The 21,731-nt window shown below is 35.9% G+C and carries 16 protein-coding genes and 3 pseudogenes; 16 read left to right on the forward strand and 3 right to left on the reverse strand.

All coding sequences use genetic code 11. The features are described 5' to 3' along the window. Positions 1–88: 88 nt before the first annotated feature. The 8 genes and pseudogenes from JN09_RS03570 (at position 89) to JN09_RS03595 (ending at position 9,737) form a co-directional block, all read left to right on the forward strand. On the forward strand, positions 89–3,025 hold the full coding sequence (locus tag JN09_RS03570; protein WP_204432739.1) for an immunoglobulin-like domain-containing protein: 2,937 nt from the start codon (positions 89–91) through the stop codon (positions 3,023–3,025). Between the two features lie 193 nt (positions 3,026–3,218). Continuing rightward, positions 3,219–4,349, forward strand: a complete 1,131-nt coding sequence (locus JN09_RS03575) for an ABC transporter permease (protein ID WP_204432740.1) — start codon at positions 3,219–3,221, stop codon at positions 4,347–4,349. Then, positions 4,342–6,297: an ABC transporter permease gene (locus tag JN09_RS03580; RefSeq protein WP_204432741.1), complete on the forward strand. Its 1,956-nt coding sequence runs from the start codon at positions 4,342–4,344 to the stop codon at positions 6,295–6,297. The genes JN09_RS03575 and JN09_RS03580 overlap by 8 nt, the downstream gene beginning before the upstream one ends. Further along, a pseudogene (locus JN09_RS07720) lies at positions 6,297–6,650 on the forward strand (ATP-binding cassette domain-containing protein); the annotation flags it as partial. The gene JN09_RS03580 and the pseudogene JN09_RS07720, both read left to right, overlap by 1 nt. A gap of 3 nt (positions 6,651–6,653) precedes the next feature. Then, entirely contained in the window at positions 6,654–7,943 is a 1,290-nt protein-coding gene (locus tag JN09_RS03585) for an oligopeptide/dipeptide ABC transporter ATP-binding protein (RefSeq protein ID WP_444850775.1), read from the forward strand. Beyond that, positions 7,933–8,352, forward strand: a pseudogene (locus JN09_RS07725) (ATP-binding cassette domain-containing protein); the annotation flags it as partial. The gene JN09_RS03585 and the pseudogene JN09_RS07725, both read left to right, overlap by 11 nt. Before the next feature lie 306 nt (positions 8,353–8,658). Beyond that, positions 8,659–9,354: pseudogene (locus JN09_RS07730) on the forward strand (ATP-binding cassette domain-containing protein); the annotation flags it as partial. Beyond that, on the forward strand, positions 9,354–9,737 hold the full coding sequence (locus JN09_RS03595) for a DUF3899 domain-containing protein (protein WP_204432751.1): 384 nt from the start codon (positions 9,354–9,356) through the stop codon (positions 9,735–9,737). The pseudogene JN09_RS07730 and the gene JN09_RS03595, both read left to right, overlap by 1 nt. A 119-nt stretch (positions 9,738–9,856) precedes the next feature. Here JN09_RS03595 and JN09_RS03600 read toward each other — a convergent pair whose 3' ends face one another. Together JN09_RS03600 and JN09_RS03605 are read right to left on the reverse strand one after the other, a co-directional pair. Then, entirely contained in the window at positions 9,857–10,582 is a 726-nt protein-coding gene (locus tag JN09_RS03600; RefSeq protein WP_204432753.1) for a hypothetical protein, read from the reverse strand. 11 nt (positions 10,583–10,593) lie between these two features. Continuing rightward, positions 10,594–12,867: a S41 family peptidase gene (locus JN09_RS03605; RefSeq protein WP_235985180.1), complete on the reverse strand. Its 2,274-nt coding sequence runs from the start codon at positions 12,865–12,867 to the stop codon at positions 10,594–10,596. A gap of 501 nt (positions 12,868–13,368) precedes the next feature. Between JN09_RS03605 and sufC the strand changes: the two genes are divergently transcribed. Genes sufC through sufB form a run of 5 tightly spaced genes read left to right on the forward strand, consistent with a single transcriptional unit; the run spans position 13,369 to position 18,085 of the window. Then, positions 13,369–14,142, forward strand: a complete 774-nt coding sequence (sufC, locus tag JN09_RS03610; protein ID WP_204432761.1) for a Fe-S cluster assembly ATPase SufC — start codon at positions 13,369–13,371, stop codon at positions 14,140–14,142. After that, complete coding sequence (locus JN09_RS03615) at positions 14,142–15,017, forward strand: SufD family Fe-S cluster assembly protein (RefSeq protein WP_204432763.1); 876 nt, start codon at positions 14,142–14,144, stop codon at positions 15,015–15,017. Before sufC ends, JN09_RS03615 begins: the two co-directional genes overlap by 1 nt. 1 nt (position 15,018) lies before the next feature. Further along, positions 15,019–16,224 (forward strand): aminotransferase class V-fold PLP-dependent enzyme, encoded by a 1,206-nt coding sequence (locus JN09_RS03620; protein ID WP_204432765.1) that lies wholly within the window; start codon positions 15,019–15,021, stop codon positions 16,222–16,224. An 11-nt stretch (positions 16,225–16,235) separates the two neighbouring features. Then, on the forward strand, positions 16,236–16,676 hold the full coding sequence (gene sufU, locus JN09_RS03625; RefSeq protein ID WP_235985178.1) for a Fe-S cluster assembly sulfur transfer protein SufU: 441 nt from the start codon (positions 16,236–16,238) through the stop codon (positions 16,674–16,676). Beyond that, on the forward strand, positions 16,676–18,085 hold the full coding sequence (gene sufB / locus JN09_RS03630) for a Fe-S cluster assembly protein SufB (protein WP_204432771.1): 1,410 nt from the start codon (positions 16,676–16,678) through the stop codon (positions 18,083–18,085). The genes sufU and sufB overlap by 1 nt, the downstream gene beginning before the upstream one ends. 228 nt (positions 18,086–18,313) lie before the next feature. On the opposite strand, the gene JN09_RS03635 is transcribed toward sufB, so the two are convergent. Next, positions 18,314–19,333: a S66 family peptidase gene (locus JN09_RS03635; RefSeq protein WP_204432773.1), complete on the reverse strand. Its 1,020-nt coding sequence runs from the start codon at positions 19,331–19,333 to the stop codon at positions 18,314–18,316. A 105-nt stretch (positions 19,334–19,438) separates the two neighbouring features. Here JN09_RS03635 and JN09_RS03640 point away from each other — a divergent pair, with 105 nt between their 5' ends. From JN09_RS03640 to JN09_RS03650, 3 genes are all read left to right on the forward strand, one after another. Beyond that, complete coding sequence (locus JN09_RS03640; protein ID WP_204432775.1) at positions 19,439–20,020, forward strand: helix-turn-helix domain-containing protein; 582 nt, start codon at positions 19,439–19,441, stop codon at positions 20,018–20,020. A gap of 89 nt (positions 20,021–20,109) precedes the next feature. Beyond that, positions 20,110–20,505: a YcxB family protein gene (locus JN09_RS03645; protein ID WP_204432777.1), complete on the forward strand. Its 396-nt coding sequence runs from the start codon at positions 20,110–20,112 to the stop codon at positions 20,503–20,505. A gap of 99 nt (positions 20,506–20,604) precedes the next feature. Continuing rightward, positions 20,605–21,717, forward strand: a complete 1,113-nt coding sequence (locus tag JN09_RS03650; protein ID WP_204432779.1) for an ABC transporter ATP-binding protein — start codon at positions 20,605–20,607, stop codon at positions 21,715–21,717. Positions 21,718–21,731 lie beyond the last annotated feature (14 nt).

Genomic DNA, 21,731 nt, shown 5'->3' on the forward strand with positions numbered 1-21,731 from the left:
CAAGTAACTAATTGAATACGCTTTCATAATGCGAGTTCTATGTATCTTTGATTTTTTTGATATAATAGTAAAAAAAGGAGAGAGAGAAATGAAAAAAATAGTAACGGTATTTGCATTCGTTCTACTTGCACTAGCATTAGTTGCATGTAAAAAAGAAGTTAAGAACGAAGCTCCAGTAATCTCTGGAGTACAAAATATGGACCATATTAAGGGCACTCCATTTGATCCACTAGCTACAGTTCAAGCTACGGACAAAGAAGATGGTCCCCTAACTTCAGCGATTGTTGTTGATAACAAAGTTGACGTTAACGTTAACGGTACTTATGATGTTACATATTCTGTCAAAGACTCTAAAGGGTTAGAAACAGTAGTAACAATTAAAGTAACAGTATATACACCAAATGGTGCACCAACAATTAGCGGTGTTACAAGCCATGTATTAGGATTAGGTGAATCATTTGATCCAAAAGCTGGTGTAACTGCTAAAGACAATGAAGATGGTGTTTTAACATCTGCAATCACTACAAAGGGTTCAGTTGATACATCTAAAGTTGGTAGATACCAAATCGTTTATAGCGTAAAAGACAGCGCAGGCGCTGAAGGTTATGCCTTATCAAACATTTTAGTCGTTGCAGACAAGAATGCTTTATATGATGGCGTGTTAAACCTTAAGTTCGCTTCAAGTAACGTTAAGAATGAATTCTTCGCAGCAGCTGAAAGATACTTACTTGACAACATGATTGGTGGTATTCCATTCTATGTGGCAAGCTCATTCAGTATGTTTGCACAACGTGTAACATTACCAGTAGCATCATTTATTCCTTCTTATGGTTGGGGTACTAGATATGCTGACCTTACAGCTGATGACTCAGAAGTCAAAGGTGTAGAAGGTGAATTCGGTAAAGCAGGCGAATATACATACCGCGCTTGGGATACACAAACATTCTCAACATTAAACTTCTGGACATATGATGACTCAGTATCATTAGACTACATTAACTACATTACTGGTTCATTCTACCGTCAAGTATTAAATGATGCTAAGAATGGTTGGGAATGGGCTCCAGACCTAGCTGCTCAAAAACCACAAGCTGTTGGACCAACAGTTGAAATAGTTAATGGCAAGACTTCTTCTAAAACTTGGAGAGTAGTTTTAAGAGACGATCTTGAATGGGCATTCAACAAGGATATGGTTACAACAGGTTATGACATGGTACTAGATGCTAATGACTATATCTGGACATTCCGTGAAGCATTAAATAGAAACTTATTCCGTGCAATCTCTGGTGGTGGTGACTTCGTATCTGAAATTCAAGGTGCAGAAGCATATGCTAAGAAAGCACAAGAAATCTATGGTGGAGAAGCAACTCCAACCGCAGCACAACTTGCAGAACTTGACACATTATGGGCAAGCGTTGGTCTTAAGAAGGTCGATGATTTAACTTTAGAGTTCACTACTAAGAACGCTAAGGGCGAATTCGATGCTTACTACCTATTAGGTTGGCCAGCAATGCAACAAGATTTATATGAAAGTTTATCAAACAAAGCTGACTATGGTAAAGACCACCTACACATCGCGTCAAGTGGTGAATACATCATGGACACATTTGAACCTTCTAAACTTACTACATACGTTAAGAACGCTAAATATCCACACGCAGAAGAAACAATGTGGACTGGATATGACATCATCATTTATGAATCTGCAGAAGTTGCATTCACAGCATTCCTAGATGGTAAACTAGAATCAAGCTCAGTTCCAAATGCACGTATCTCTGAGTTTATTTCTGACCCAAGAGTTAGACAAACTCCAGATGCAACAACTATGAGATTGAACATTAACGGTCTACAAACTGTTGATAGACAACAAGCACAATTCCCAGGATCTAAGTTCGTACCAGAACCAATCCTAGGCTACACAGATTTTAGAAAAGCTTTATACTATATTATGGATAGACAAGACTTACAACAAAACTGGGTTCCAACATCTGGTATTGGTACAACATTCTTCTCAAATCTATATTATGTAGACCCTGAATCAGGTGTTCCATACAGAGACTCTGAACAAGGTAAGAAAATTTTCGAAGATTACGCTGGCGAAACATGGGGTTATAATAAAGGCCTTGCATTATCTTATTTAAGAAGTGCAGTTTCACAAGGTATTGCAGATGGTCACTACAAGAAGGGTACTGCTCAAAAGTATGAAGAAATTACTTTAGACGTACGTTTCATGAACATTACACAATCAGATGCTACTAAAGTTAGAGGCGACTTTGTTAAACAAAGTTTCGAAGCTTTAGTTGATAACGTTAACTATGTTAAGATCAAAGTTAATATCGTTGATACACCATTCCCTAACATCTATTATGACTATATGATGAAGGGGGAATTCGATATCGCAATCGGTGGTATCTCAGGTTCTCAGTTAAACGCATCTTCATTCCTAGACGTGTTCTCATCAGATAACCGTGGTGGATTCACAATTAACTGGGGCTTTGACACATCATTACCTGAAATCTCAGTTACTTGGGATCATGACGATGACGTTGATACACCAGAAATCACAAAAGTATTCTCATACGATGCTATTTCAACAGCTCTAAACGGTAAAGCAACAATCGTCGATGGCGATGACGTTCCACCAGTATTAGAGGAAGGCGAATATGAAAGCTGGACAAAAGTTATGGATGAAGTTGAAGATTTCTTCGACAGATATTCATATCCAGAATTTGAAGGCACTGGCTTCGAAATCATTGAAGAAGCTGGCGTTAACGGGATTTGGATCGTTTTACCAGAAGGCATGACTAAAGCACAAGTTGTAGCTATTTTTACAGAAGCAGGCTGGAAGTATAATGCAGAAAAGGCTGGTAGCTGGAGTGCAGAATTTGAATCACCTTCAGGCGCATTCGTAATTTATAGTGAAGACTTAGACACAGAAATTGGTAGAGATACTGTTACAGACGCTTATGGAATTACAATTCCAAAAGACGGAGATACAATCTTACCAGCTATCTTACTTTACTAAGATAAAATTTTAAGTCATAATTAAAAGTAAAGATAATTAAGAACGTAAATCATCCTTTTGTGAAAAAGGATGATTTATTGTTCGATAGCTTAACGTTTTCATCCTAATTGTGTAAAAAAAGGTTTTGAAAATGATAAGCTTTTTGATATAATACTTGATATCAATAAAATTGAAATAGATAGGAGTTATATATATGTTAAGGTATTTCTTAATGCGTTTGTTATGGGTGTTTATCATCTTATTTACCATCCTAACAATTACTTTCGTATTCCTAAAACTACAACCTGAATATCCGCCTACAAAGTATGATGAGAAGCGTTCTTGGTTAGTTAAACAATGGAATGATGGTTTTATGACTAGAACCATTATTGACATTGATTATCAACCTACACCAACTTCGCCTAAATTAACTCAAGTTACATTGAAGGAATTACAGGAAAAGTATGTTAAAGATACAAAAAATTATTTTACAATCTACACTGACCAAGAGATTAACAAACCCATCCGAGTTCTTTGGGTTTTTGAGCGTGTACCTATTATTACCCAATACGGAACATGGCTTGAAAATGTTATCACAAAATTTGATTGGGGGACATCTACTAGGGTTCAAGTAAATGCGCCTGCCACTGAAGTATTAAATAGAACATTTAAATATACCATCGGTGTTAACCTCGCAGTTTTATTATTACAAATTCCTTTTGGGCTTCTAATTGGTGCAACTGCAGCAATTAAGAAGGATAAGTTATTCGATAACTTAACATCCATAATCATCATGGTATTTATTTCCTTACCTTCATTCGTAGTTATTATGCTACTGATGAAATGGTTTGGATCTGACTTATCCTGGTTGCCATATCAATGGCCATCCGAGCAGATGCCTCTGCAGACGAGGATACTGGGGTATGTTATTCCTGTTGCCAGCTTATCACTTGGTGGTATCGCTGGACTATCAAGACGTGTACGTGCTGAACTTAGTGAAGGGTTGACTCAAGACTTCGTTTTATTAGCGAGAACAAAAGGGTTATCCAAACGCCAAGCTATTTACAGACATGCGCTTAGAATCTCTCTAACACCAATTCTTCCAGGGTTAATTTTTAGTTTTGTTGGATTATTAGGTGGTGCAGGTATTACTGAGCAAGTTTATGGTATTCCAGGTGCTGGTCGTTTATTTATCGAGGCAAGCATCAAAGGGTCACCTGACTATAACATCATTATGTATGATACTGCTTTCTTCGGATTTATTGGACTATTTACAAGTATCTTAATTGATATGTCTTATGGTTTAATTGATCCTAGAATCAAAATGGGGGCAAAAAATGGATAATAAACAAATAGACAAGAAACTATTTAAGTTCGTCAAAGTCGATGAAAAAATATTTGACACTAAGTTCGAAGGTAAACCACGTTCGTTTTTAGCTGACGCCTTAATCCGTTTCACTAAAAACAAAGTCAATATTGTCGCGACTACAATCGTATTGATGGTTGTGTTGTTATCTGTGTTCGTTCCAATTTTGACAGTTAAAGACTACACTTCAGAAAATAGTGTCAACACTAAATTTTTACCTCCGCGTATTCCATTTTTAGAAAAACTTGGTATTTTCGATGGAACCATTGAGGTCAATGAGTATGAAGCAGATTTAACTAAATATGAGCTAATTAATCCAGCATTAGGTGATGTTGATGGTAATAGACTATACTATCCAAAGTATGATGTCTATAATACTTTCTCACCTGAGTTCATCAAAAAAGGCACACTGGTTAATAGCATCATTGTTGGTGGGGACAGTAAACCTAACTATGTTGGTGGGACTAATGATATAGTGCTATCTAAGAGAGATGCACATATCGTAGTGGAAAAGGTTCAATCAGGATATTCTAATGCGAGTATCACGATTGATATTGAAAGCATTACGGAAAATGCTACATTAGAAATTTTAGTTAAGCCAGCGGGATTAAAAAGTCTATTGCCTGAAGGTATGACAGATAAAGATCCTGAAAGCTTAGATTACTATATACCTGTCGGATCAATCACAGAAGCCGGCAGTCACACTTTTACAACTGCTACAGTTGGTGGTGGAAGCCTTGCGCTGGTGTTTAGAAGCGAAGAAGAAGGTAAACCAAGAGTGTCAATTAACTCAGTATCAGTAGATTTAGCTGCTTCAGAGGATTTATACTATTCTGGTTATGGACTATCCCAATGGTTATCAACTTCAATGAATGGGTTTGGTGGTACATGGTTGAGAGCTAACGCGCTTTATACAGTTGCTTCATTCACATACTACAAATATAACGATATCTTCGCTAACAGACCTTCTAACTTAGATAATGAATCTTATGATGCTTTACTAGCTTCAACACCTGGTATGGCTGAATCTATTATTTATAACGATCCAAATGACCACAGTAAAGGTTGGAAATTTGGTGAAGAGGGTGAGTTTCCTCTAATTGAAGTTATTTCAATTTCAAATAAGCAAGTTGGTGCAGATGGTAAAGAGTACTTTACTTATCGTGTACTTAACAACGGGCTATTAGATGCAGGTTATGAAACACTTCCTTACTTCATTTTCGGTACTGACAGTAAAGGTAGAGACTTATTTGCATCCGTTTGGTTATCATTAAGAACCTCCTTGTTACTAGGGGTTATTGTTGCAGTGATTAACATCATTATTGGTGTAGTTTGGGGATCAATTTCCGGTTACTTCGGTGGCGGAATCGACTTTGGTATGGAAAGATTTGTCGAAGTATTAAGTTCCTTCCCAGGGTTAACCGTATTAACCATCCTATATCTTAAGTTTGGAGCCGGTTTCGGTCTACTGTTAATCTATCTCACCTACTCGGGTTGGATAGGCGTAGCCGGGCTAACACGTATCCAATTTTACCGATATAGAGGTAGAGAATATGTTCTTGCATCTAGGACACTTGGTGCTGGACATGGTCGATTAATCTTCAAGCATATCTTACCTAATGGTATTGGATATATTATTACATCCGTAATTCTGTCAATTCCTGCCATGATTATTACAGAAGCATCCCTATCATTCTTAGGCTTCGGTCTTGGTGAAGGGGCAGTACTAGATTTCGGTCTATTTAAGCTAAGTGGGTTATCACTAGGGGTTATTCTATACGCCGGTGAACAAAACATGACCGCTCCAGGTAGATTCTATCTTGTATTGATTCCTGCGATTGTAATCATCATTATTATGATTGCATTTAACTTATTCGGTAACGCATTAAGAGATGCAATGAATCCTTCGTTAAGGGGGCAAGAATAATGTCTAAAAAAGAAGTAGTAGTACAAGTTAAAGACTTAGAAGTATCCTTCCGTACTAACCAAGGTTTCGTAAGAGCCGTACGTGGGGTATCCTTCGACTTATATAGAGGCGAAACCCTTGCAATCGTTGGGGAATCAGGTAGTGGTAAATCTGTTACATCTCGTTCAATCATGGGTATCCTTGCAGGTAATGCCGTGGTTAATGCCGGACAAATCATTTATCAAAATCAAGACTTAATCAAGATTAGTGAAGATGATTTCCACAAGATCAGAGGTAACAAGATTGGAATGATCTTCCAAGACCCAACCTCAGCACTTAACCCAATCATGCGTGTTGGTAAGCAAATCACTGAAGCGATGATTCTTAACGGTAATCGTCGTCAAGATAAGATTAAAGCACTATATCATAACGAAGAGGTTGAAATCATCAACATTAACATTCGTAAGAATGACATTATTGCGGACGATACCCTTTCTAAGGAAGAAAAGAAGGCAAAACTAGAAGTAATCAAACAAGAACTTGTTGTTGCTAAAGAAGCTTTCAAAGCACAAAAACGTAAAGCCATTCAAGAGGTAAATGCTGAGTACAAGCTAATTACTGAAAAGTATAAGAAGGAAGTCGATGAATATAAAGAAGCCTTCAAAGCTTATAGCAAAGATAATAAAGAGAAATATGCAAAGATTAAGCCTGAATTCAAATCTAAAGTTGAGCAAATGAAGCTTGATTTCAAAAAAGATTTAAGCAAATTCAAGAAAAACAGTTCAGCGAAAACCTTAAAATTCAAGCTTGAAATCAAACAAATGAAGAGTGATTTCAAAGGCAGAGTCGAATCATTACGTAAAGACATGTTTAAAGTTGGATCAGATGCAGAAGTTCGTTCAATGTTCAGTTCATTGAAATATTATTTCTCTAAGAGACGTGAAATGAAGGACTTATACCGAAGAAACTTCAAAGTGACTAAGACTGAAGCACGTTTAGAAGCTTACAAGATTATGTCTGAAGTAGGTATTGCAGAACCTGAAAAGAGATTTAAGATGTATCCATTCCAATTCTCTGGTGGTATGAAACAACGCATCGTTATTGCGATTGCATTGATGGCACAACCAGAAGTATTGATTTGTGATGAGCCTACAACTGCTCTAGACGTTACAATCCAAGCTCAAATTCTAGATTTGATCAAACGAATTAAGAAAGACAGAAACCTAAGCGTAATTTTCATTACACATAACCTTGGGGTTGTTGCGAACGTTGCCGATAGAGTTGCAGTTATGTATGCTGGTAAAGTCGTAGAATATGGCACACTAGATGATGTATTCTATAATCCAAAACATCCATATACTTGGGCTTTAATGAGCTCAATGCCTGATATTAACAGTAAAGAAAAACTTCAAACCATCTCGGGAACACCACCAAACATGTTATTCCCACCTAAGGGTGATGCATTCGCACAAAGAAATCCTTATGCGATGGCAATTGATTTTGAAGAACAACCACCACTATTCAAGGTTTCAGAAGAACACTATGCAGCAACTTGGTTATTACACCCAGATGCACCAAAAGTTGAACTTCCAGAAATCATTAAAGAACGTATTACGTTCATGAAGAGTGAAGCAATTAAACTGAGAGGTGAAAAACATGGAAAATGATGTAATCTTAAAAGTTGATAACCTCAAACAACACTTTAAAACCGGTACTGGTAAATACAAAATCTATAACAAGGCTGTTGATGGCGTTTCATTCGAAGTCAGAAGAGGCGAAGTATTCAGTTTAGTTGGAGAATCTGGTTGTGGTAAAACAACAACTGGTAGAACCATTATCAAAATCTATAAACCTACTGATGGTGAAGTTCACTTACTTGGTAAGAGAATCGTCGCTGGTACAAGAGGGTTACTCAAAGAAAAAAACAGACTTGGTTTTACGTATCAAGAAAATATCAAATTAGTTCAAGTGGACAATTCACTATCTAATGAACAAAAAGCTGCACGTATTGCTGAGCTCAAAGAAGAAAAGAAACAACGTAGAAGAGAAATCGTTGCGGAAATCAAAGCTCGTAAACGTGATCACAAATCTAAATACAGACCAAGTAAAGAATCCATCGAACAAGTTAAGGTAGAATCTAAAGAAAAAATTGAAGTATTGCGCAAAGAAATTCAAAAGGCACAAGATGATTTCCTAAAGTTTAAAGCAACTGCTTTCCAACAAACAGATGCCCTTCCAAAGAGCACTTCTGATAAGGAAAGACATGAGATTCACGCAGAAGAACTTGAGGTATATCGTAAAGTACGTTCTGATAAGAATAAGAAAGTCAAAGCTATGGAAGATGAAATCGTCAGATTATCACTTGCACATAAGTTCTATAAGAGACCATTATTGAACCGTATGCAAATGATTTTCCAAGATCCAATCGATTCACTTGATCCAAGAATGAGCGTAAAAGACATTATTGCTGAGAGTTTATACATCAACGGTATTCGTAACGATAAAGTGGTTCTAGACAAGGTTTATGAAGTACTTAAACTTGTTGGACTTCAACCAGATCACGCAGACCACTACCCACATGAATTCTCAGGTGGACAACGCCAACGTATTGGCATCGCACGTGCGATTATTGCTGAACCACAATTAATCATTGCGGATGAACCAATTAGTGCGCTAGACGTATCCATTCAAGCCCAAGTCATTAACTTACTAAATGAGTTAAGACATAAACTCGGATTAACAATCCTATTTATTGCTCATGACTTATCCGTAGTTAAGTTCTTAAGTGATAGAATTGCGATTATGTACTTCGGTAAAATCGTAGAAATGGGTAGCAAAGAACGCGTGTTTAACAACCCAGTTCACCCATATACACTATCCTTAATTTCAGCGATTCCAATGCCAGACCCTGAGTTCGAAAGACTCCGTGGTGAAAACGTTAAGTATGATCCAAGAGTTCACGATTATAGCGTGGATCAACCAACTATGCGTGAAATTGAACCAGATCATTTCGTTTATGCAAACGATGCTGAATTTAAAAAATATCAAGCAATTATCGCTAATAAAAAGGCTGAATAATGAATACTAAACTAAAATCATTGATTGCAGTAGTTTCACTGTTAGCACTATCTGTTTTGTTTTTAGGAATCGTATATGATTTTAAGTTTACCTTAGCAAATGTGAGTAATTCCTTATTTGTTGTAAACATCATATCATTTGTGGTCAGTTTCATGATTCATACTGGTGCTCTAAGACTTACTCTTGGGGTTTCCTATACAACTAAGACAATTTTTAAGCGCGCTGAAATGAGAGATAAATACGATGGTTTTAAAGAGTATTATGAAGAGAAGGCACCTAACCAGGCTCGCAATCTGAAATATTTACTCATCATCAATTTGGTATTCATAGCTGCTGCCTTGGTATTGGCAAAAGTTCATTTGGACAATTATACACTACAGTAACATCCTATCTATTTCAATTCGTTACAATAATAACTCCAAATAATAAGTCCCCTTACTTCTCCGTGAAGTAAGGGGATTTTTTTGATTAAAAAAAACATCCAAACGGATGTTTTTACTTATTATAGGATTTGCTTCTCAATCGTTCTTACTGCTATCTTATAGTTATAAGAAGGCGAGTATTGCTTACTATAGAGATAATAAGCTTTGTCTGAACCTAGATCTAGGCCGATATTAATTTGACAGAAATGAACATTTTTGACGTTATAGTTAACAATCTCACCAATCTTGGAGGTTTCAGACTCTGGGATACCATTAGGATAGGCTTTATAAACCAGTATCTCATAGTATTTAGGCATTTTCTTTTTATCCAGTTGATCTTCGAATTTATGGATCATTTCGTTAATCTCGTTTGAATAGAAATCCATATTATTATCGAATACAACAACCGTATAGGATAATCGCCAAACCTTTGAACGCTTCCTTGATTCATCTAATACATACTTTGTATAAAATTCAAACTTTGGTGTCTTCGTAAACAACTCATAACCAAGTGTTAATAATCTAGTTCTGTATTCAACCACATTGTACTTAAAAGAAACTGGGCTATTTTGGAGTTCGATGAGTTTCGCAGTCCTTGCCATGTTGTTATAGGCATAAAGTGTTGTTCTAAATCTAGCCATGACAATGACTAGGACAATCGCAACCAAAAGATTAACAAGCGTTAGATCGTTATAATCTTTAATTTTTGAAGTTGTTAGGTAAAAAATACCTATGAAAACTAAAAGTGTGATTACAAATGCAATCAAGTAAAACTTGCGTTTCTTTAAGACTGTTTTTGAGTTCAAAATGATCTTTCCTATCTATTGAGTATTTCTAGTAAAGTTGCGGCATCATAGAGTTTGTTTTGTGGAATCTCAAAATCTGGTTTAATGCCGGATTCGTTAATCACATAATTGCCTTCTTTGTCTTTTAATGTGTTAACGTTGTTGCTACTTGTTGTGAAGAATGAACCATCAGGAAGTAGTATTGGTGTAATGGAACTTGCACCACCACCGGATGTTTGACCGATAATCTTTCCAAGTTCATTTTGTTTGAAGATGGTTGCCATTTCGTTAGCTGCTGAGAAGGTTACATAACTAGTTAATAAGAACCACTCATATTCATCGTAGGCTTCTGTAGTAATATCAACGATTGATGTTTGATATACGTTAGTATCTCTAGAATAACTGCTAACTTCGAATGGATTATCTGTGATTAAACCAACTACTCTATATAATGCACCCACGTTACCACCAGTGTTGAATGTGATATCTAGACCAATTCTTTCGACTTGTGGGTATAATTCTTTAACTTTCTTGATCATGCTTTCTAAGTATACAGCAGAATCTGATTCAATTAAGCTATTGAAAGATGCAGTAAGTGGCCAAACAGATTGGTATTCAGTAGGCATCTTAGTAGTTAAACCGATGTAGCCTAATTTGTGAGTAGTATCATACCCTAATAATACCATATAATCTTTACCATCGATATTTTTTGTGTAATAACCATCTTTACGATAATCAGTATAAATATCAGGAGTATATACATGTGTAAACCCATCTCTAACCAATTTAGCGGCATAATCAGCTACAAACGATGCTTTCGCATCATAAAGTAGTGTTTCTGTCTTTAAGTTAAGTTTTTCAGTTTGATTGTACACTAAATATCTACTTGCACTATCATCCGCTGGAAGCGGACTAACACCAAATACATCTGTGTATGTTTCTGTAGACCATACGTTAGTTTCTTCAATGTCCGCAGTAACGAATTCATCAAATGAAATCACTGCATTCTTTTCATCGAGTAACCAGTATTTAGGTCTTAAGCTACTATTAGCAGCCCATGAACTGGAAGAATAAATTTTCCATTTTGCTGCAATCACATCGTTTACAGCTGAAAGACCATTCATGTACCAGTCGTTATAGTGTTCACCATAATTACTCAATGAGTTTGTAGGTGGATTATAAGACAGTTTTGAGTGATACCCTGAGAAACCAAATGAAGTATGTGGTTCATCAAGTTCTAACATTAAGTAGTCTGCAAGTGCTTGAGACACATCATTAGGGTTAGTACTATGGAACTGTGAGTAGTATTTAGCAAGTTCAGTATAGAAATTCTTAATCCCTTTGTATTCCTTCAAACCATAGAAATGTTCTAGGTTAAAGGCAAGCATGTGATAATTATGAGATAATAAGTCAGCTGGAACATCGGTGTTATTTAGTGAAGATCTTCTAATGGTTGAATAGGTTGAATCAGATGAAGATAATGATCCATAAACACCATATAAAGCATCGCCATTAAAATAGACATTGTAGTAACTTGAACCAGCAAATAATTGATTGACTAAATAGTAAGGAGCCAGTACAGCACCATCATGATAAACTAAGTCCAATTGGAATTCGTTTAGATTGTAGATGACGGTTTCTCCTTCAGTTGATTCAGCTTTTTCATGGTCATAAAGGTATTCAATGTTTCTACCATAATTGGTTTCAGTAGAATAGATGTATGCCCAATAGAAAGCAGGATCACTGGTGTGAATAATATTTGACTTTAAATCAAAGATTACGCCTAAATCGTAAGTCTTATCTTCTTCCTCAGAATAGTATTGATAAGATAGGTTTAGGTTTTCTTCAGACTCTGTAACAGTAAACTCTACTTCAGGATCAATGAATCCATCCAATAGGTTTAGGTAATCCATCACTTTTACATAAGGAACGTTTCCGTTATTTGTGTAGAACAGTTCTAACGAACCGTTTGAAACAGAGTATTCCTCAGTTAGGTTAGTGAAATTGAAAGTCTTACTTGTGGCAAGTTCGACATCCATTTGAGACCAGTAAGCACTTAATACCATATTCATGGTTACTGGTGTTGAGAAATCATAAGGTACAGTCTTATCGGTTAGGTACCAATAACGGAATGTATTATTAGCTTTTTCAGGTTCAGTATCTAGGGTTAGAACCTCACCATCTTTGACTTTAACAGTTTCAACAACTGAGCCACCATTTGTGTTGAAACTTACAGTGAAGACCTTGTTTTCTTTGCACGCTGCAACGGTAAATAGGGAAATCACGAGCAAAACAATTAACAACATTTTTTTCAATTTAAACACCTCTTTTATATAAATTATTACTATTATATCATGAAAATCTTTTCTGTATAGACTTTTATTCAAAATTTCAATTATATAACCAATGTAAGCGTTCATATAGAAAAAAACCACTCTTAACGAGTGGAAAGGAATAAAAAAAAGGAGTCACCGTTCTCAGATGTTTTACTTTTGAGGATGGCGTTTCAAAAATAAAACATCATGATGCGTGGTGTAACGCTTAGGTATTTTTTTGGGAGAAAAAATACGTAAATGGTCAATGAATAAATAATAAAAAGGTAATTCACATTGACAATCATATTATAACTAATATCTACTTGAGAATAAAATGAAAATGCTTTTATACTTTAGTGTAAACGATTACCACATTTTTACACATAATTCTATTCAAAGTGTTTTTATAAATATTATTATAAATAGGTCATATTATTAGATATAATAGTCTTAATACGTTATAATACATATGGAAATAAGGAGGACTAATTTATGTCAACATTATCAATTAATAATTTGAAAGTATCTATCGAAGATAAAGAGATCCTGAAAGGTGTCAATCTTGTCGTTAAAAGTGGAGAAGTTCATGCCATCATGGGACCAAACGGAACTGGTAAATCCACACTTGCAAGTGCACTTATGGGGCATCCAAAATACGAAGTAACCGAAGGGGAAGTCACACTAGATGGCGAGAACCTATTAGAATTAGAAGTCGATGAACGTGCTAGAGCAGGTATTTTCTTAGCAATGCAATACCCAGCTGAAGTGCCTGGTGTCACTAACAGTGACTTTATGCGTTCAGCACTTAAAGCGGTTAATGATGGTGTTCAAACACCTTTATTCGAATTCATTGGAAAATATGAAAGAGCAGCTAAAGAACTAAAGATGCGCGAAGACTTACCACACAGATATTTAAACGAAGGTTTCTCTGGTGGCGAAAAGAAACGTAATGAAATTCTTCAACTTAAGATGTTAAAACCTAAATTTGCAGTATTAGATGAAATCGACTCAGGTTTAGATATTGACGCTTTAAAGATTGTTGGTGAAAACGTTAATTCTATGGTAAATGAAAACTTCGGTTGTATTTTAATTACACACTACCAAAGAATTTTAGACCATATTAAACCAACTAATGTTCACATCATGATCGATGGTAAAATCGTTTTAAGTGGTGGACAAGAATTAATCGAAAAGATTGACCAAAATGGGTATGAATGGGTAAAAGAAGAATTAGGCATTGATTTTGTAGAAACGGTTGAAGCCTAATGAATCAAATTGTTATTAAAGACCATGCCATTTTAGGAGACCTACCTAAAGGCATCTCATTTAGCGAACAAACGCTAACAATAGCAAAAAAAACCTATTTTGAAGACCCTATTAAAATTACCCTTAGAGATGATAACAACGAGTCTTTAGAAATCGTTGTTGAAGAATCAAGCGAAGTAAAAATCATCCTTGAAATCGCAAGTGAAGATTTAGATTTAAATTCATATGAAATTAAACTCACCGCAAAGCAAAACTCAAAAGTGAACTATTTATTGGTTTGTGATTTGGCAAGTAAAGATGCGAAGATTCACCATTATTTTGTTGCTGAAAGAGATGCACAAATGGACCTTATTGGTGGATTTGTAAGTAATATTCTTAATGCAAAAATGAACGCAAAACTCGTTGGAGAAGGTGCGAACGTAGAATTAAGAGCGGTTGCCATTAGCTCCACAGATCATAAACAAGTTATTGATATTGAGATCATTCATGCTGCACCGAACTCAAGAGGTACTATGCATAACATCGCCATTGCCAATAAGAATGGTAAGGTTGTTTTAAATGGTGTTGAAAAGATTCTAAAAGGCATGAAGAAAGCAGATGCTTATCAAAGCTTAAAAGGCATTATTGCATCAGACGATGCAATTATTGAAGTTAACCCTATTTTATTAATCGATGAATATGACGTAAAAGCAGGACATGGGGCAACGATTGGTAAACTGGATGAAAATAGCCTTTATTACTTAATGTCTAGAGGGCTAAACAGAAAAGATGCTGAGCGTCTAATGATTAATGGATTCCTAAATCCAATCATCAGTGAAATTGATGATGAACCATTGAGAGAACGTTTCGTTGAGTTAGTAAACCAACGTTTGTAATATGTTAGATGTAAAGAAAATACGTCAAGATTTCCCCATATACGAAACTAATCAAGACCTAGTCTACTTGGATACAGCCGCATCAAGCTTAAAACCTAAACAAGTCATTGATGTTGTGGATCACTATTACTCAAAACTGGGTGTCAATGTTCATAGAGGGGTTTATGGCCTTTCTTATGAAGCCACAGACCTATATGAATCAGCACGTCACACGGTTGCTAAATTCCTCAATGCTAAATTTGAAGAAATTGTATTCACACGTGGCACAACGGCTTCTTTAAACCTAGTCGCGTCTAGCTATTTGGACAAAATGACCGAAGAAGATGAGATCATTACAAGTGAATTAGAACACCATTCTAGTATGCTTCCATGGCTTCATGTATCTAAGAAAACCAAAGCTAAACTAAAGTATGTTGAGTTAGACACTGAAGGAAGAATCACAGTTGAGGCTTTCAAAAAAGTATTATCTGATAAAACAAAAGTGGTTGCATTAACCTATGTTTCTAATGTGATGGGTTATATTACCCCAATCAAAGAAATCATTGACTTAGCACATCAAAAAGGTGCCATTGTGGTCGTTGATGCTGCACAAGCAGCCCCACATATGAAAATAGATGTAACGGCTTTAAATGCCGATTTCCTTGCCTTCTCTGGACACAAGCTTTGTGGACCAACAGGGATCGGTGTGCTCTATGGAAAAAGACACCTGTTAAATCAAATGGACCCGATTGAATTTGGTGGAGATATGAGCCAGACAGTGGATAAGTTTGAAGCAACATGGAAAGATGCTCCCTATAGATTTGAAGCAGGGACACCAATCATTAGTGGTGCGATTGGATTAGCTAGAGCGCTTGATTACATAACCAGTATTGGGTTTGATGCCATTCATGAACATGTTAAAACATTACATGATTATGCAATTCATAAACTAGAAGAAGTTAAAGGCATAGAGATTTACAATAAAACCGCAGAAACTGGAATTGTTACGTTTAACGTAGTTGACGTTCATCCACACGACGCGGCAAGCATATTTGACAAAAATAAAGTGTGTATTCGAGCCGGGCATCATTGTGCGCAACCTATTACAAAATGGTTAAAACAAATCGCCACGCTGAGAGCAACATTTTATATATATAATACGAAAGAAGATGTCGATGTATTTGTCGATAGCGTCAAAGAAGCTGTTCGTTTCTTTGGAGCCTTTTAAAGGAGATACTCATGAATAATTTAGAACATTTATACCGTCAAGTCATTATGGATCACTACAAGAACCCAGCCAATAAAGGGCTAGTTACAGATCCTACCTACTTCACGGTTCATATGCACAACCCAAGCTGTGGCGATGACATGACAGTTCAACTCAAAGAAGAGAATGGGCACATCAAAGACATTAAGCACCAGGGAACTGGGTGTAGTATATGTTGTTCAAGTGCTAGCGTAATGAGTCTAACCCTAATGAACAAAACCAAAACAGAAGCATTGAATACCATTCAAGCTTACTATAACATGCTTACCAATGAACCTTATGATACAAACGTATTATTTGGAGATGCAATTGCTTACCATGGTGTCGCACAATTTCCTGCAAGAATCAAGTGCGCAACACTCGCTTGGAAAGCAATTGAACAAGCATTACTATCCAATAAGGAGGATCAATAATGGATGACAACAAAAAGAAGATAGACGCAATTATTGGCGACTATAAGTTCGGTTTTAAGACTGAAAACACTCCAGTCATCAGAACTGGTAAAGGGCTCAATGAAGATGTTGTTCGCGCAATCAGTGAATACAAAAAAGAACCAGAATGGATGCTTGATTTTAGATTAAAGAGCTATAAGAAGTTCTTAGAAATGAAAAATCCTAAATGGGGACCTGATTTATCTGGAATTGATTTTGATGAGTTCACTTATTTCATTCGTGCATCTGAAAGAGCTGAAAACAACTGGGATGATGTACCAAGTGAGATTAAAGATACGTTCGAAAAATTAGGTATTCCTGAAGCGGAACGTAAGTTCTTAGCTGGGGTATCTACACAATTTGAAAGTGAAGTAGTATACCATTCTACAATGGCTGAACTTGAAGCTGAAGGGGTTATCTTCGTAGATACCGATACAGCTTTAAGAGAACATCCTGAATTGGTTAAAAAGTTCTTTGGATCAGTTATCCCATATGCTGATAATAAATACGCAGCCTTAAATAGTGCTGTTTGGAGTGGTGGATCATTCATCTACGTTCCAAAAGGTGTTAAGGTAAAAAAACCGCTACAATCTTATTTCAGAATTAACTCTGAACAAATGGGTCAATTCGAAAGAACACTTATTTTAGTAGATGAAGGTGCATCCGTTAACTACGTTGAAGGCTGTACAGCACCTGTATATACCAAAGACTCTTTACATGCTGCGATTGTTGAAATCGTCGTTATGAAGGGTGGCTATTGCCGTTATACAACCGTTCAAAACTGGGCAAATAACGTTATTAATCTTGTTACAAAACGTGCGTTTGTATATGAAGATGCTCACATGGAATGGATTGATGGTAACATCGGATCTAACGTTAATATGAAATACCCATCTTGTGTACTTTTAGGCGAACGTGCAAAAGGAACTACCATCTCAATTGCATTTGCTGGTAAAGGTCAAAACCAAGATACTGGGGCTAAGATGATTCACGTTGCACCGAACACCACTTCATCGATCATCTCTAAATCTATTTCTAGAGGCGGAGGCACTGTAAACTACCGTGGTAAAGTTGACTTTGGCAAAAAAGCAAAAGGTGCTAAAGCACACGTTGAGTGTGACACCATTATTCTAGATGACTACTCATTCTCAGACACCATCCCTACTAACATTGTTAGAAATAGTGATGTATCGTTAGAACATGAAGCTACAGTTTCTAAGATTTCTGAAGATCAATTATTCTACTTAATGTCACGTGGTTTAACTGAAGAAGAAGCAACCGAAATGATTGTTATGGGCTTCATTGAACCATTCGCGAAAGAATTACCAATGGAATACGCCGTTGAACTTAACCAATTGATTAAGCTTGAAATGGAAGGTTCAATCGGATAATTTCTTAATATTTACGCTGTTTTCTATGAAAAACTTTAAAAATGCCAACATTGTTCATTAAATGTTGGTTTTTTGCATTATAGAGTGTCTAGGCGGATAATATAACTATAGGTGGGGATAATGATACGGGTGGAGATTAAAAAGGGGAACCCTTAATCGATTCAATTAGTACTGTAATAAAAGATGTGTTTGACTGATAAAGAAAAAGAGTGGTAGGCCATTTGCCTATCACTCTTTTACGATGTATTCGATTTTGCCTTGATGATTATGATAAGTTATTCTTGCTTTTGCCCCACTAAGGATTGTGAATGTTGGCGCTATATGTCCAAAATCCATATCAAAGATAATTGGTATGTCATAGTCCTTAAACAAGTCATTCACTAGATTGTATTGTGTAATATCAATAATTGGATCGCCGTTTAGTGGTCTTCCAAAAATGATACCTTTCAAATGGTTGAACCAACCAGCTTCTTTGAGTTGCCATAAAGCACGCTTGATCCCAAATACAGTTAAGTCACAAGCTTCTAAAAACCATATGATGCCATCTTTTTGATAGGTTTCATTAAATAAAGAGACCTTATCGTATTTTAAACCGGGGTATAAAGTGAGGATATCTAAACAACCACCGATTAGTCTACCTTCAATGAAGAACTGTTCATCTAATTGATTGGTATTCCAAGAAGTCTTATTGACAAGCGTGTAACTTGAAAGTGGATCTTCTGAAACGGTATTCTTATCTTCATAAAGTGGATAGGTTTCTTGGGTTAATCTATTGCCAGTAATGATTTCAAAGGCTTCAATTAATGATTGATCCCATTCTCTCATGCCAAACTCTGTGATGTTTTGTCCATAAATGGATACCGTATCTAACAAGGTATTCATTAGGAAAGTTAGATGAGTATTGTCAGAATAGCCCATCACAAATTTAGGTTTAAATGTTTTTAAGTATTCAAAGTCGATTAGTGGAATCATCTCCATCATCCACTCTCCACCCCCAACACTCCATAAAAATGAGACTTCATCGTCTGTGTATAGGTCCATAAATTGTTTTGCTCTAGCTTCTTTAGGTGAACTAGCTCCAAATTGATACTCAAATACCGATGAATCAAATTTAAATTTGTATCCCATATCCGTTATTTTTTTGATTGCATGTTCTAGTCTTGTTTTATAGGGTTCAATATTTGCACCAAAGCTGGGTGCGATTAATCCGATTGTATCGCCCTTTTTTAAGAAATTAGGAATTCTCATAGTATCACCAATACTATTATAACATAGGGGCATAACATACTTAAATATTATCTTATTTCTACATTTTGAACCCAGTTGAGTTATAATAGAAATGGAGTGATAAAGATGAGATTATCCTATTTATTAATCAAAGGAATAGACAAAGTTTCAAACGATGATGTCCTAACAATCACAAACCTTTTACAAGATATGATGCCTAGTGCTTCTATAAAGCAGGATGAGGATTTTTTACTTATTATTCTAGACAGTATACATGAGTATGACTTCAAAGATTTCATTACCACTACGAATGCAGAATTGTTAAGCAATCTTTACCTATATGAGTCTGGTGTTTTTAGCACAGTGGATGAATTAAAGATAGATGTTTCTCATAAGAAGATGGAACTTAAGTTCGATTTAATTTACTCAAGTGAGAAAACGGCCTTTTACACTCGTATGATTGACTATATTGAGGATAAATATAAAAAACAGGTTTTGAAAGAGTTTTATGATAACGAAGAGTTCTTATATTCCTTAAAGATATTTATTGAGAAAAACCAAAATACTAGTGAGGCAGCAAAGTTCTTATATATGCACCGAAACACATTAATCAATCGACTGGATAAGTTTTATAGAATAACAGGTTATGACCTAAGAAAGTTTGAAGACGCATTAATAATTTACCTACTTGTTAAGGATGTGAAATAGTGTATACAAATGCTACTGGTTATAATAAGAGATTGATATCTACTTTTTATATATCTCATTTTATTCGAAGAGAATTGATGTGGATTATTGTGAGTGCTTTAGCGTTGTTTGGTATCGGATCTATGTTTAGAGAGAAGACATCTCAAGGGATGCTTTATTTAGGTATTGGGTCTATCATCTATTTAGTATTTGTCTTAGTGCTTGCGATAGTATTTCTGAAGATGAATGTAAATAAGAAACTCAAAAATGGGGTCAATCGCCTAAATTATGTGTTTAATGAAACAGATTTCTTAATTTACTGTGTGGTAGACGATCAAGAAGTCAGTCAAAAGGTACCATATAAAGAAATCAAGAAACTGGTTAGGTATAAAAATGTTATCATGTTCTATTATAGTTGGAACCATGCCTTTATCATGGATGCCAATGGGTTTACCGTAGGCAATTATGAACAATTAAGGGTACTATTAGGACGCGAAATGAACTAATTTAAACCAAAGAAGTGTGCACATTGTACATTTCTTTTTTTATGGTTATTCGTTATAATGTAAGCGTTGACAACTAAACTATATAAAAGGAGTGATTTTATGGCAACACTAGAACTTAAACACATAGACAAGATTTATCCAAATGGTGTTCAAGCTGTATTTGATTTCAACTTAAGTATTAAAGATAAAGAATTCATCGTATTCGTTGGGCCTTCTGGGTGCGGTAAATCTACGACACTTCGTATGATTGCTGGTCTTGAAGAAATCAGTGCTGGTGAACTTTACATCGATGACGTTTTAGTCAACGATACTGCACCAAAAGACAGAAATATTGCGATGGTTTTCCAATCATACGCATTATACCCACATATGTCAGTATATGACAACATGGCTTTCGGTCTTAAGATCCGTAAAATGCCAAAAGCTGAAATTGACGTAAAAGTTAAAGAAGCAGCTGCAATTCTTGGATTAGTTCCATACCTTGACAGAAAACCTAAAGCTTTATCAGGTGGACAACGTCAACGTGTTGCATTAGGTAGAGCAATCGTTCGTAATGCTAAGGTATTCTTAATGGACGAACCACTATCAAACCTAGATGCTAAACTACGTGTTCAAATGCGAGGGGAATTAATTAAGCTTCACAACAGAATTAATACAACTACAATTTATGTAACCCATGACCAAATCGAAGCGATGACTATGGCTAGCCGTATCGTTGTTATGAAAGATGGATACATTCAACAAGTTGGTGCACCAAAAGAAATCTATGACTATCCTAACAACATGTTCGTTGCAGGATTCATCGGAACACCTCCAATGAACTTTATCAAAGGTGAAGTTACTAAAGATGGTTACTTCCAAGCTGGTGATCAAAAACTTGAAGTTCCAAAAGGTAAACTTGAAATCATTAAGCAAAATGACTTTTATGGTAAACCAGTTGTTTTAGGTATTAGACCAGAAGATATCCATGATGACAAATTGGTTTTAGAAACTTATCCAAATGCTATATTAAAGATTGAAGTAGACGTTGCTGAACTACTAGGTGCTGAAACAAACATCTATACTCAAGTAAACAATTCTAACATTTGTGCAAGTGTTGATGCCCGCGCTGACATCAAGATTGGCGACAAGCTTGACCTAGCTTTAGACATGAACAAATGCCATTTCTTCAACCCAGAAACTGAATTACGTCTTGTTATCAAAGACAAGTAAGAGACTTCGGTCTC

This window comes from Paracholeplasma morum (assembly GCF_016907055.1).
Classification (GTDB): domain Bacteria; phylum Bacillota_I; class Bacilli_A; order Acholeplasmatales; family UBA5453; genus Paracholeplasma; species Paracholeplasma morum.